General features: G+C 72.1%; 12 protein-coding genes. 7 read left to right on the top strand and 5 right to left on the bottom strand.

Annotation, left to right across the window (positions count from 1 at the left end; all coding sequences use genetic code 11):
• Positions 1–88 precede the first annotated feature (88 nt).
• Positions 89–1111 carry an alkaline phosphatase PhoX gene (locus BMW85_RS02525; RefSeq protein ID WP_091076262.1) on the top strand — a complete coding sequence of 341 codons (1023 nt, stop codon included), beginning with the start codon at positions 89–91 and terminating at the stop codon, positions 1109–1111.
• Positions 1112–1148: 37 nt separating this feature from the next.
• Here BMW85_RS02525 and BMW85_RS02520 read toward each other — a convergent pair whose 3' ends face one another.
• The gene (locus tag BMW85_RS02520; protein WP_245774567.1) at positions 1149–2063 is read right to left on the bottom strand and encodes a bifunctional helix-turn-helix transcriptional regulator/GNAT family N-acetyltransferase; all 915 of its coding nucleotides are present in this window, start codon (positions 2061–2063) and stop codon (positions 1149–1151) included.
• A gap of 22 nt (positions 2064–2085) precedes the next feature.
• Here BMW85_RS02520 and BMW85_RS02515 point away from each other — a divergent pair, with 22 nt between their 5' ends.
• Together BMW85_RS02515 and BMW85_RS02510 are read left to right on the top strand one after the other, a co-directional pair.
• On the top strand, positions 2086–3048 hold the full coding sequence (locus BMW85_RS02515; protein WP_091076256.1) for a lactonase family protein: 963 nt from the start codon (positions 2086–2088) through the stop codon (positions 3046–3048).
• A gap of 113 nt (positions 3049–3161) precedes the next feature.
• Entirely contained in the window at positions 3162–4187 is a 1026-nt protein-coding gene (locus BMW85_RS02510) for a 6-phosphofructokinase (RefSeq protein WP_091076255.1), read from the top strand.
• Between the two features lie 169 nt (positions 4188–4356).
• Here BMW85_RS02510 and BMW85_RS02505 read toward each other — a convergent pair whose 3' ends face one another.
• Positions 4357–5175 carry an MHYT domain-containing protein gene (locus BMW85_RS02505; protein ID WP_091076252.1) on the bottom strand — a complete coding sequence of 273 codons (819 nt, stop codon included), beginning with the start codon at positions 5173–5175 and terminating at the stop codon, positions 4357–4359.
• 81 nt (positions 5176–5256) lie between these two features.
• Positions 5257–6141, bottom strand: coding sequence for an MHYT domain-containing protein (locus tag BMW85_RS02500; RefSeq protein WP_245774566.1), 885 nt, complete (start codon positions 6139–6141; stop codon positions 5257–5259).
• A gap of 199 nt (positions 6142–6340) precedes the next feature.
• On the opposite strand from BMW85_RS02500, the gene thiI reads away from it, so the two are divergent.
• Positions 6341–7540: a tRNA uracil 4-sulfurtransferase ThiI gene (thiI, locus tag BMW85_RS02495; RefSeq protein WP_091077161.1), complete on the top strand. Its 1200-nt coding sequence runs from the start codon at positions 6341–6343 to the stop codon at positions 7538–7540.
• Between the two features lie 32 nt (positions 7541–7572).
• Here thiI and aroF read toward each other — a convergent pair whose 3' ends face one another.
• Positions 7573–8604 (bottom strand): 3-deoxy-7-phosphoheptulonate synthase, encoded by a 1032-nt coding sequence (gene aroF / locus BMW85_RS02490; protein WP_091076250.1) that lies wholly within the window; start codon positions 8602–8604, stop codon positions 7573–7575.
• A 242-nt stretch (positions 8605–8846) separates the two neighbouring features.
• On the opposite strand from aroF, the gene BMW85_RS02485 reads away from it, so the two are divergent.
• The 3 genes from BMW85_RS02485 to BMW85_RS02475 all read left to right on the top strand — a co-directional run bounded on the left by BMW85_RS02485 (position 8847) and on the right by BMW85_RS02475 (position 11492).
• Positions 8847–9443 (top strand): molybdopterin-dependent oxidoreductase, encoded by a 597-nt coding sequence (locus tag BMW85_RS02485; RefSeq protein ID WP_218155627.1) that lies wholly within the window; start codon positions 8847–8849, stop codon positions 9441–9443.
• Between the two features lie 54 nt (positions 9444–9497).
• Complete coding sequence (locus BMW85_RS02480) at positions 9498–10685, top strand: sensor histidine kinase (protein WP_091076245.1); 1188 nt, start codon at positions 9498–9500, stop codon at positions 10683–10685.
• 66 nt (positions 10686–10751) lie between these two features.
• Entirely contained in the window at positions 10752–11492 is a 741-nt protein-coding gene (locus BMW85_RS02475) for a LytR/AlgR family response regulator transcription factor (RefSeq protein WP_091077160.1), read from the top strand.
• A gap of 563 nt (positions 11493–12055) precedes the next feature.
• Here BMW85_RS02475 and BMW85_RS02470 read toward each other — a convergent pair.
• Positions 12056–12898, bottom strand: coding sequence for a deoxyribonuclease IV (locus BMW85_RS02470; RefSeq protein ID WP_091076243.1), 843 nt, complete (start codon positions 12896–12898; stop codon positions 12056–12058).
• Between the last annotated feature and the right edge of the window lie 5 nt (positions 12899–12903).

Here is a 12903-nt window from a genome sequence, read left to right as displayed (position 1 = left end):
CGAGGTTTGCGCAGAGTTTGAACTCGCGAATCCCTGCCATTCATGTCCGTGCGGTCCACTAGCGTGGCACCTAGAGGGAGGCCCCACGATGTCCCACAAGACTCTCCTCCGCACGGGCCCGCTCATGCAGGGCGGCACCAGCCCGTACGGACCGCTCGGCCTGCCGGACCCCGAAGGTCTCGCGCTGCCCTCGGGGTTCACCGGCCGGGTGGTGGCCCGCAGCGGCCACAAGGTCGCCGGGCTGACCTGGCACGCCGCGCCCGACGGCGGCGCCTGCTTCCCCGACGGCGACGGCTGGATCTACGTCTCCAACTCCGAGCTGCCGCTGCTCGGCGGCGCGTCGGCGCTGCGCTTCCGCGCCGACGGCACGGTGGGCGACGCCTACCGCATCCTGTCCGGCACCGATCTCAACTGCGCGGGCGGCGCCACGCCGTGGCACAGCTGGCTGTCGTGCGAGCTCGGCCACCGCGGCCGGGTCTTCGAGTGCGACCCGTACGGCGCGCGGGCCGCCCGGCCCCGCCTCGCCATGGGCCGCTTCCGGCACGAGGCCGCCGCCTGCGACCCCGAGCGGCGCGTGGTCTACCTCACCGAGGACGAGCCCGACGGCTGCTTCTACCGCTTCAGCCCCTCCGACTGGGGAGACCTCACCGAGGGCACGCTGGAGGTGCTGTCCGGCTCCGGGCACTGGCGGGTGGTGCCGTCGCCGGCCGGGCTGCTGCGCGAGACCCGCCACCAGGTGGCCGACGCGCGCCGCTTCGACGGCGGCGACGCCTGCCACTACGCGGGCGGGGTCTGCTACTTCACCACCAAGGGCGACGCGGGCCTGTGGGCCTACGACGGGCAGACCGGCGCGCTCGACCGGCTGTGCGAGGGGGTGCGCACCCTCACGGCCGCGCCCTCCGGCGACCTCTACGCGGCCCGGCGCACCACCCAGATCGACGTGATCGCGCCCGACCGGGAGGTCACGCCGTTCCTGCGGCTGGAGGGGCAGACGGGGGCGGAGCTGACCGGCCTCGCGTTCTCGCCGCGCGGCGACCGGCTCTACTTCTCGGCCAGGCGCGGCCGGGCGGAGGGCCGCACGTTCGAGGTCACCGGCCCCTTCCGCGCCTGAAAGCCGCCCACTACGGGGCCGGGCATCGCCGGCGCGGTCACAGGTCGAGTGTCCACCACTGCTCGTTGACCTCGACCCCGTTCTCCGCGCCTCTCTCCTCCCCGGCCAGCCGGAAGCCGGCCGCCTGGTAGATGCGCCGCGCGCTCACCAGGCAGTCGCGCGTCCACAGTGTGATCCGCTCGCGGCCGTCGGCCCTGGCGTGCCGCAGGCACTCCTCGACCAGCCGCCGCCCGATGCCCATGCCGCGCGCGGACGGCTCGACCAGCAGCATCCGCAGCTTCGCCTGGCCGTCGTCCTCGCGCACGTAGAAGACGCAGCCCACGCGCTCGCCGCCGGCCTCGGCGATCCAGCCGGCGTCCTTGGTGAAGTCGAGGCCCGCGACGATGTCGGCGACGGTCTGCTCGAAGCCGGTGCCCCAGCCGTACTCGCCGCTGTAGAGGTCGGCGTGCCGCTGGACGACCCAGCCGAGGTCGCCGGTGCGCGGCGGCCTGATCACGTACGGCTCCGGCCGGGGCTCACCGGCGGACAGCAGCGACCTGATCGTGGCCATGCCGCCGACGAGCCGCCCTTGGTCGGCCTCCGGCAGCCCGGACAGCAGCCGCTCGATCTGCTCGGCCGAGCGCCGGTCGAGGTCGGCGTACGTGGCCGAGCCCTTGCTGGTGAGGCGGACGACCTGCTTGCGTGCGTCGGCGGCCGAGCGCTCGCGCCGGATCAGCCCTTCGGCGTCGAAGCGGGTGAGGATCCTGCTGAGGTAGCCGGCGTCGAGGTCGAGCAGCGAGCGCAGCTCGCCGGTCTCCATCGGCTCGGCGTGGGCCAGCTCGAACAGCACCCTGCCCTCGGTCAGCGAGTACGGCGAGTCCAGCATGCCCGCCCGCAGCACGCCGATCAGCTGCGTGTAGAAGCGGTTGAAGGCTCTGACCTCAGAAACCCTTGCTTCTATCAACGAACTCATTGCCATAGTCAACCATGATTGGATGGGAGCTGTGAAGCTCCTGCGCATCGGCGGCTACGGCCCCGGCATCCTCACCTTCGGCGGCGGCAGCGACGGGCGCTTCGGCGGCGAGGGTGAGCTCACCCGGGTCGCGGCGCCGTCGTTCCTCGCCGCCCACCCCACGCTGCCGGTGCTCTACGCCGTCGGCGAGCTCGAACGCGGCTGGCTCACCGCCTTCGCCGTCCGCGACGACGGCCTCGCGCCTCTCGACGAACGGCCCAGCGAGGGCTCCAGCCCGTGCCACGTGGCCGTCGACCCGTCCGGCACGCTGCTGGCCGCGGCCAACTACGGCGACGGCACGGTGGTGCTCTACCGGCTCGACGCGCGGGGGGCGTTCGAGGGCGAGCCGATCGTGCTGCGCCACGAGGGCTCCGGCCCCGACCCGGAGCGCCAGGAGGGCCCGCACGCCCACCAGGCGGTCTTCCATGACCGCGTCCTGCACGTCTCCGACCTCGGCACCGACGAGATCCGGCGCTACCTGCCCGACGGCACGCCGCTGGAGCCCTGCACGCTGCAGCCCGGCACCGGCCCGCGCCATTTCGCCTTCGCCGGAGGCCGGCTCTACGTCGCGGGCGAGCTCGACGGCACCGTCACCATGATCGAGGAGGACGGCCGGCGTACGATCGCGCCCGCCTCCCGCGTCCCGGGCGTCGCCAACGCCCCCTCCCACCTCCAGCTCGACGGCGACCACGTCTACGTCGCCAACCGCGGCCCCGACACCGTCACCGTGCTGAGCGCCGCGGACCTGGCGCCGGTGGCCGAGGTGCCCTGCGGCGGCGCGTGGCCGCGCCACTTCGCCATCGACGGCGACCGGCTCTACGTCGCCAACCAGCACTCGGGCACGGTGACCGTCCTCGCGCTGAGCGACGGCGTGCCCGCGCTCACGGAGGAGTCGTACGCGGTGGAGAGCCCCGCCTGCGTGCTGGTGGGCCGGCGCGGCGAGTGACCCTCTCCTCGCAAGGGTTCGGCGTTTGGTCTAGACCACTGGCCTTGGGTACGGGCAGAATGCGAGTCTGAATACTGAGGTCAGGTTCGTGAACCCTTCGGGAGGAACCCGCCATGCGTATCGGAGTGCTCACAGGGGGCGGCGACTGCCCCGGGCTCAACGCGGTGATCAGGGCTGTCGTGCGTAAGGGGGTGAGCGTCTACGGCCATGAGTTCGTGGGCTTCCGCGACGGCTGGCGCGGACCCCTGGAGGGCGACACCATGCCGCTCGACATCCAGGCCGTCCGCGGCATCCTCCCGCGTGGCGGCACCATCCTGGGCTCCTCCCGGACCAACCCCATCAAGATCGAGGGCGGTGTCGACCGGATCAAGGCCAACCTGGCCGCCGGCGGCGTGGACGCGCTGATCGCCATCGGCGGCGAGGACACCCTGGGCGTCGCCAGGCAGCTCTACGAGCGCCAGGTCAACGTCGTGGGCGTGCCCAAGACCATCGACAACGACCTGTCCGGCACCGACTACACCTTCGGTTTCGACACGGCCGTCAACATCGCGACCGAGGCCATCGACCGCCTCCACACCACCGCCGAGTCCCACCACCGGGCGCTCATCTGCGAGGTGATGGGCCGCCACGCCGGCTGGATAGCGCTGCACGCGGGCATGGCGGGCGGGGCCAACGTCATCCTCATCCCGGAGAAGCCGTTCGACATCGACCGGGTCTGCGAATACGTCGAGTCCCGCTTCCGCACCCGCTACTCGCCGATCCTCGTCGTCGCCGAGGGCGCCCATCCGCTGGAGGGGCAGATGGCGCTGCAGGCGAGCGAGCTGGACGCGTTCGGGCACGTACGCCTCGGTGGCATCGGCGAGACGCTGGCCAAGGAGATCGAGAAGCGCACCGGCAAGGAGGCCCGCACCACGGTGCTCGGCCACATCCAGCGCGGCGGCACGCCGACCGCCTACGACCGGGTGCTCGCGACCAGGTTCGGGCTGCAGGCGATCGACGCGGTCCACGAGGGCGACTACGGCAAGATGGTCGCGCTGCGCGGCACCGACATCGTCAGGGTGGGCCTCGACGAGGCGACGTCCGAGCTGAAGACGGTGCCGGTGGAGCGTTACGCCGAGGCCGAGGTCTTCTTCGGCTAGACGCCGCCTCCCGGCGGGCTGCAAGCCGCCTGCAAGCGCCGGCCGTACCTTTGGGCCAGCGGGGTTTCCGCTACAACCCGCTCAAGGGTACGGCTTGCGCCGCGGAGAGTCGGCGGCCCACCACGTGTCGCAGGCCGTACCCCCGTCCATATATACGGGGGACACGACGTCACCTCCGGGGCGTGCCGAACAGGTCGATCTCCGGCACGCCCTCCTCCCCGTGCCCGCGCAGCCGCTCCCGGAACTCCGCCTCGCCGCGCAGCTCCTTCTCCGACGGCGACAGGATGAGCGCGAGCAGCAGCCCCACGGTCAGCAGGCTGAGGCCGACGATCAGCGGCAGCAGGAAGTCGATGCCGCGCGCGCCCGGCGGCGTCGCCGGCTCCGTGTGCTCCCGCACCGACACGGCGAACATGCCCGTGTAGTGCATGCCGGAGACCGCCACCCCCATCACCAGCGCCGCCGCGCCGACCTTCAGCGCGCCGCTCACCCGCAGCGTGAACCACAGGGCCGCCGTGGCCGCCCCGATCGCGATGAGCACCGACAGCGTCACGACGACGGGGTCGTAGGACAGGTGGGCCGACAGGTTCATGGCGGACATGCCGAGGTAGTGCATGCCGGCGACGCCGAGCCCGGTCAGCAGGCCGCCGCCCAGCAGGTAAGGCCACCGCTCGCCGTGCTGGGACGCGAGGAACAGCCCGAGCCCCACGACGACGACCGCGAGCACCGCCGAGGCGGCCGTGCGCGGCACGTCGTAGCGGATGACCGTGCCGCTCACGGAGAAGCCCAGCATGGCGATGAAGTGCATGGTCCAGATGCCGGTGCCGCCGATCGCGAGCGCGGCGCCGAGCAGCCAGTAGGTCGCCTCGCGCCCGCCCGTGAGCCGCGCCCGGGAGGTGAGCATGAGGCCGAGCATGCTGCCGGCCGTCGAGATGACGTACGCCACGACGGGCGTCAGCGGCCCCGAGGAGAAATGGTCGATCGGCGACATGGCCCACCAGTCCCTTACGCAGAGATAAGGGAGTATCCACAGCGCGTCGCGACGGCGCAACCACCTGTTGCGAAACTGTGCCTATGAGACGTGAGGCATCTCCTGCTCCTGCGGCAGCGGCGCGGCCGGCGGGCGCGGGCGGGCGAGGCGCTCCTGCCGGGCCGTACGCCGGCGCAGCTCCAGCTTGGCCACCAGCTCGGCGTCCTCGTGCAGCTCCTCCTCGGACGGCGACAGCAGCACCATGAGCAGCATGGTGAGCGTGATGAGGCTGATCACGGTCATGAGCGGGACGAGGAAGTCGAGGGCGTCGGCCCCCGCCGCCGGGGCGGGCGGCCCGTCCGCGGGCGCGTGCACGGTGACGCGCATGGCGGCCATGCCGGTGTAGTGCATCCCGGCCACCGCGAGGCCCATGACGAGGGCGGCGCCGGTGATCCAGACCGGCTTCCTGACCCGCAGCGTGAACCACAGCGCCGCCGTCGCCGCGACCACGGCGATGGTCACCGAGATCGCCACGGTGAGACGGTCGTAGGAGACGTGGGCGGACATGTTCATGGCGTACATGCCGAGGTAGTGCATGGAGGCCACGCCGAGGCCCGTGAGCAGGCCGCCGCCGAGCAGCGAGGGGAGCCGGCCCCGGCCGTAGGTGACGAGGAACAGGCCGGTGCCGACGACCACGATCGCGACGACCGCCGACGCCACGGTGAGCGGGACGTCGTAGGTGATCCTGGTGCCGTCGACGGCGAAGCCCATCATCGCGATGAAGTGCATCACCCAGATGCCGGTGCCGCCGATGGACACGGCCGCGCCGAGCAGCCAGCGGGCCCGTGCGCCGCCGCGCGAGACGTGCGCCTGGGCGGTGAGCCGCAGCCCCAGCATCGACCCGAGGCAGGACATCACGTACGCGAGCGCCGGAGTGAGCGGGCCGTAGGTGAAGTGGTCCACGGCGGAGTTCACGACAGAGTTCACAGCAGAGGTCATGGAGCGGAGATCCTCGGGAGTCAGGGGTCACCGAAGTCTGCCATCCCGGATGTCCCATACGCATGGATATCTGAACTATCTGTCAATAGTCCTGTCGGAAACGGTCCGGGCTCGACGCGGACTAAACTCGATGGGTCACGGCGTTGCCATGAAGGCCGTCCTGTCCCTGTTCCCCGGAGGTTCCACCATGACGATGTCCGCCCTGGGCGAGCCGTGCGTACTGCTCAAGCTGGGCGAGATCGTCCTCAAGGGCAAGAACCGCGAGCTGTTCGAGCGCCGCCTGATCGCCAACATCCGGCACGCGCTGGAGGGCACCGTCGACCTCAAGACCGACGTGCGCAAGCGGCACGGCGTGATCGCGATCTTCCTGCCCGAGGGCACGACCGTCGAGCAGGCCGAGGCCGTCGCGCAGCGCGTCGCCGAGGTCCCGGGACTCGTCTGGATCCACCGGGCCTGGCGGGTCGCCAAGGACCCCGAGGCCGTGCTCAAGGCCGGCCTGGAGCTGGTCGGCGAGAGCGAGGAAGCCAAGCGCGGCGCCCGCTTCGCGGTCCGCTCGCGCCGCCGCGACAAGCGTTTCCCCCTGCGCTCCAACGAGCTCGACCGCATGGTCGGCGGCGCCATCAACGACGAGTACGGCCTCCCCGTCGACCTGCGCAACCCCGAGCTGACCCTGCACATCGAGGTCGACAGGGACGAGGTCTTCGTCTTCACCGGCGGCATCCCCGGCCAGGGCGGCCTGCCCGTCGGCAGCAGCGGCCGGGCACTGGTGCTCATGTCGGGCGGCATCGACTCCCCGGTGGCCGCCTACCGCATGATGCGGCGCGGCCTCCACGTCGACTTCCTGCACTTCTCCGGCATCCCGTTCACCACCTCCGAGTCGATCTACAAGGCGTACGCGCTGGTGCGCAAGCTCGACCGCTTCCAGGGCCGCTCGCGGCTCTGGGTGGTGCCGTTCGGCAAGGCGCAGCAGTCGATCCGCACCTCCGGCCAGGACCGGCTGGCGGTCATCGCGCAGCGGCGGCTCATGCTCAAGACCGCCGAGGAGGTCGCCCACCGCATCAAGGCGGCCGCGCTGGTCACCGGCGACGCGCTCGGGCAGGTCTCCTCGCAGACCCTGACCAACATCACCGCCCAGGACAACGCGGTCGACCTGCCGATCCTGCGCCCGCTCGTCGGCTGGGACAAGACCGAGATCATGGCCGAGGCCCGGCGCATCGGCACACTGGAGATCTCGGAGCTGCCCGACGAGGACTGCTGCTCCCTGCTGGCACCCAAGCGGGCCGAGACCCGCGCCAAGATCGAGGACCTCAAGCAGATCGAGCGGCGGCTGGACGCTGAGGAGCTGTGCGTGCAGCTCGCCGACTCGATTCAGGAATACACCCTCTGAGACCGGGGGCGGCGCGGGCTCAGAGCGTGGGCTCAGAGCGCCAGCGCCGCCGCCGCCGACTTGCCGAGCAGCGGCGGCAGGTCCGTCATGACCTGGGCCAGCTCGCCCAGGTCGTCCTCCACCAGCGCCTGCGGGCCGTCGCAGAGCGCCTGCTCGGGCTGCGGGTGCACGTCGATGATCACGCCGTCGGCGCCCACCGCCAGCGCGGCCCGGGTCAGCGGCAGCACCAGGTCACGCCGGCCGCCCGAGTGCGACGGGTCCACGATCACCGGCAGGTGCGACAGCCGCTGCGCCACCGGCACCGCCGCGACGTCGAGCGTGTTGCGGGTCGCCTTCTCGAAGGTGCGGATGCCGCGCTCGCACAGCACGATGTCGAGGTTGCCGCGCTGGGCGACGTACTCGGCGGCCATCAGCCACTCCTCGATGGTGGAGCTCATGCCGCGCTTCAGCATCACCGGCCGGCCGGCCGCGCCGACCGCCTGCAGCAGCGCGAAGTTCTGCATGTTGCGGGTGCCGACCTGCAGCATGTCCGCGTACTTGGCCACCAGCTCCACGTCCTGGGCGTCCACCACCTCGGTCACGATGGGCAGCCCGGTCTCCTCGCGCACGTCCGCCAGGATGCGCAGGCCCGCCTCGCCCAGCCCCTGGAAGGCGTACGGCGAGGTGCGCGGCTTGAACGCCCCGCCGCGCAGCAGCCGCGCCCCGGCCGCCTGCGCCATCCGGGCCGCGTCCAGGGTCTGCTGGTGGGTCTCCACCGCGCACGGCCCCGCGATGAGCGTCACGGTGCCGGGGCCGATCGGCACGCCGCCCACGTGGACCGTCGAGCGTTCGGGATGGTTCTCCCGGCTCACCAGCTTGTAGGGCGCGGAGATCCGCATGACGTCGCGCACCCCGGTCATGCCGCGCAGGCTCGCCCCGTCGAGCTGGGCCACGTCGCCGACCAGGCCGACGATCGTGCGTCGTACGCCCTTGCTGACGAACGCCTCCACGCCGGCCGCCTCCACCAGGGCGACGATCGCCTCGACGTCGCCGGACGTGGCCTCGGGCCCCATGACGATCACCATCTGAACACTCTCCCTTTTCCCGGAAAACACAGAAGGCCCCGGGTCCTGTCGGACCCGGGGCCTTCGTTCGCCTGTCTGCTAGCGCAGCGTCAGATGGCGAACGGACTCGGGTCCGTCGCCATACCAAAAGAGGAACGCGTTGCGCATAGGCCCGCATCCTATCGCATCAGACCCGGCCGCGAGCCGCCCGCGGACCGGTGGCAGGATGTGCGTCAGACGCGAGTCAGGTGAGGGGAGAGATCGTGGAGGAGTCGCGGCTGCCGCCAGGCCAGTACGTCCCGCGCGGCCGACCCGTCATCCACTACGGCAGAGTGCCGCGGTTCAAACCGGAGACCTGGGACTTCAAGGTGTTCGGCGCCACCGCCTCCGGGGAGGAGCACTGTTTCACCTGGAGCGAGTTCGAGTCCCTGCCCCGCGTGACGCGGGTGGCCGACTTCCACTGCGTGACCAAGTTCTCGCTCATGGCCAACGAGTGGCGCGGCGTCGCCCCGGCGACCCTCATGGCGGCCGCCCCGCCTGACCCGGGCGTCAGCCACGTCATGATCTGGGCCGAGTACGGCTACAGCGCCAACCTGCGCATGTCCGACTTCGCCGCCCCCGAGACGCTGTTCGCGATGGAGCTGGACGAGAAGCCGCTCAGCGCCGAGCGCGGCCACCCGGTCCGCATCGTGGTGCCGCACCTGTACGCGTGGAAGAGCGTCAAGTGGGTGCGCGCCATCGAATACCTCCTGGAGGACCGGCGCGGCTTCTGGGAGGAGCGCGGTTACCACAACGTCGCCGACCCCTGGCGCGAGCAGCGCTACTCCTACCAGGAAGAACCCGGCGAAGGACCACCCTGACTTCACTCTGCGTTCGCGAGCGAACACGCACCGTAGTGAACTACGGTTTGCCGCATGCTGATCATCGCGTGCCTGGCGCTGTGCTGCCTGGCCGTCGCCGCGGGGCTCGCCGCCGGCTCCCGTCTCGCCCGTGGCCCACGCAGCCGCGGCGACGAAGGCCCGCCTGAGGGCGGGCTCACGGGTCGGCGGGCGGACGAGGCCACCTACGCCACCCTGCACCTCGCCGCGATGGCCGCCCCCGCCCTGCGCGCCGGGCTCGACCGCGACTCCGCCCGCAAGGCCGTACGCCATCTGCGCGCCCTGCTCGGCACCCGGGCCGTCGCCATCACCTCGACCGAGGCCGCGCTGGCCTGGGACGGCCCGTGCACCGACGACGTGCTCACGCACGCCCGCGCCGCGCTGGCCGCCGGCCGGGCGCAGGTGTTCGCGGGCGAGCCGCACGGGGCCGTCGTGGTGCCGCTCACCGTGGAGGGCACCGTCGTGGGCGCGCTCGCGGCCATCGACGACGAGCTGAGCGCCGCGCTCGTGCGCACCGTCACCGAGGTCGCCGGGTGGGTGTCGGGACAGCTCGAACTGGCCGAGCTCGACGCCTCCAGGCGGCGGGCGCTGGAGGCCGAGACGCGCGCGCTGCGCGCCCAGATCTCGCCGCACTTCGTCTACAACGCGCTCACCACGATCGCCTCGTTCGTGCGCACCGACCCCAAACGCGCCCGCGAGCTGCTGCTCGACTTCGCCGACTTCTCCCGGTACGCGCTGCGCCGCGCCCACGACTTCACCACCCTGGCCGACGAGCTCACCTGCGTCGACCACTACCTGCTGCTGGAACGGGCCCGCTTCGGCGACCGGCTGCGCTTCAGCATGCAGGTGGCCCCCGAGGTGCTGCCCGTGCCGGTGCCGTTCCTGTGCCTGCAACCCCTGGTCGAGAACGCCATCAAGCACGGCATGCGGGCCGCCCGCGGCGGCGAGGTGCGGGTGGTGGTGCGCGACGCGGGGCCCGAGGCGCACATCACGGTCGAGGACGACGGCGCCGGCATGGACCCGGAGTGCGCCCGCCGCATGCTGGACGAGGACCCGGCGCGCGAGGGCGCCGGCATCGGCCTGGCCAACGTGGACCTGCGGATGCGCCAGATCTACGGGGACTCCTACGGCCTGGTCGTGGAGACCGCGCTCGGCGCCGGGACGAAGGTGCGGCTGCGCGTGCCCAAGACGCACGCCCCCAGGACGCACGCCGCCGAGGTGTAGCCGAATCAGCACGCTCCGTTGGCGTGTCGCTTGTGACCTTCGCGTTCATGCGGCAGCGTGGCGGCCATGCTGAGAGTGCTGGCCGTGGACGACGAGGTCCCCGCCCTGGAGGAGCTGGCCTACCTGCTGCGCCAGGACGACCGGATCGAGCACGTCTCGACCGCGGCCGACGGCGTCACGGCGCTGCAGGACATGGTCCAGATGATCGGCGGCGGCGAACGGCTCGACGGCGTCTTCCTCGACATCCGCATGCCGGGGCTCGACGGGCTCGACCTGGCCCGGCTGGTCGGCGGCTTCCCCAGCCCGCCGAAGCTGGTCTTCGTCACCGCGCACGAGGAGTGCGCGGTGCAGGCGTTCGAGCTGGAGGCGGTCGACTACCTGCTCAAGCCGGTCCGGGCCGAGCGGCTGTCGGAGGCCGTGCGCCGGCTGGAGGCCGCCGCCGCGCCCGCGGCCGAGCCGGCGCAGGACGACGTCATCCCGGTCGAGCTGGGCGGGCGCACCCGGTTCGTGCCGCAGCAGGCCGTACGCTACGCCGAGGCCAAGGGCGACTACGTGCGGCTGCACACGGTGGACGGCAGCTATCTCGTCCGCATGTCGCTGGCCGCGCTGGAGCGGCGCTGGTCGCAGGCCGGGTTCCTGCGCATCCACCGCAGCACGCTGGTGTCGGCGCGGCACGTCAGCGAGCTGCGGTTCGAGGGCGGGCGGGTGACGCTCACCGTCGGCGGCGAGCAGCTCCCGGTGAGCCGCCGGCACAGCCGCCAGGTGCGTGAGCAGCTCGTCCGCCAGCACCGGGCCGTGATCTCGTAAGGGCGTGAAACGGGGTGCGGGCACGTCCCGCCCCGGCGCCGCTCACGGGAGCGGACCGCCCGCGCCGGTGGTAATGATTTCCCTGGTCACATGCCCTCGGACGGCAGGGCGGCGGGCCGGACGAGGGCGCGGACGCGGGTGCCCGGCCGCCGGGCGCGCCCCGGAATCGGCCGCTCGTCGTCCCGGAGTGACCGCTCGTCGTCAACGCACTCTCCGTACAGCGCTGACTACTGACCGTTCGACGCGCTGGTCATCAACAGGGTTTCGCTCCCAAGATCGCATCCGTAGTGTCAAGGCATCGGAAGCCACTCCGGCGCATCGGGGGGACGAGCCGGGGGGCTCACCGCAGGTCTGATGCGCCGGATTCACCGGCGGCCATCGCCGGCCGCCGCGGCGGCCGGGCCCTTGACCGGGGGGTGGGGCCCGCCACGCCGGCTCGTGAAGGGGCGCCCGCCGCGGCCGGTTCGCCGGCCCCGCGATCCGGCCACGGGGGCGGTCGGATCGCGCGCGCGGGCGCCCCAGCGTCACAAGAGCCCGCCGTTGCCGCACCCGTCGCGGGCGGCTCAGAGGGAGTCGCGCAGCTTCTTCAGCAGGGCGATGTCCTCGGCGTGCTTGGGCGCCTTGCCGGGCGTCTCGATGCAGAGGGGCACGCCCGCCACCGCCGGATGCCGCATGATCTCCGCGAACGGCTCCGCGCCGATGTGTCCCGCGCCGATGTTCTCGTGCCGGTCCTTCTTCGCCCCGCACACGTCCTTGGAGTCGTTGGCGTGGATCAGCTTGAGCCGGCCCGGCGCGATGCGGTGCAGCGCGTCGAACGTCTCGGCCACCCCGCCCGGCGCGGCCAGGTCGTGGCCGGCGGCGAAGGCGTGGCAGGTGTCGAGGCAGACGCAGGCGCGCGGATGCCACTCCAGGGCCGCCAGGTAGGGCTCCAGGTCCTGGACGGTCGCGCACAGCATGGCGCCCTGCCCGGCCATCGGTTCGAGCAGCAGGTCGGGCCCGCCGTCGGGGATCTCGTCCAGCAGCGGCAGCAGATGCTCGCGGAGCTGGCGCATGGCGTCCTCGCGCGGCTGCGTCACCGCCGAGCCGGTGTGCACCACGACGCCCTTCGCGCCGGTCTCGACGCCGCGCCGCAGCCCGTGGCGGACCACGTCGACCGAGTTGGCGAGCGTGTCGGCGTTAGGCGAGCCGAAGTTGACGAGGTAGGGCACGTGGATGAAGGCCGTGACCCCCGACTCGGCCAGCTTGGCGTCCTGGTCGGGCTTGCCGTCGTTGAGCGCCCATCCGCGCGGGTTGGTGACGAACACCTGGATCATCTCGGCGCCGATCTCGGCCATGTACTTAAGGCCGCCGGTCGCCAGGCCGCCGGTCACGGACACGTGTCCGCCGATCAGGGATGTTGGGCTCATGATGC

The sequence above is a fragment of the Nonomuraea wenchangensis genome, assembly GCF_900111685.1.
Classification (GTDB): domain Bacteria; phylum Actinomycetota; class Actinomycetes; order Streptosporangiales; family Streptosporangiaceae; genus Nonomuraea; species Nonomuraea wenchangensis.
This window is presented reverse-complemented; position numbering and strand designations above follow the sequence as displayed.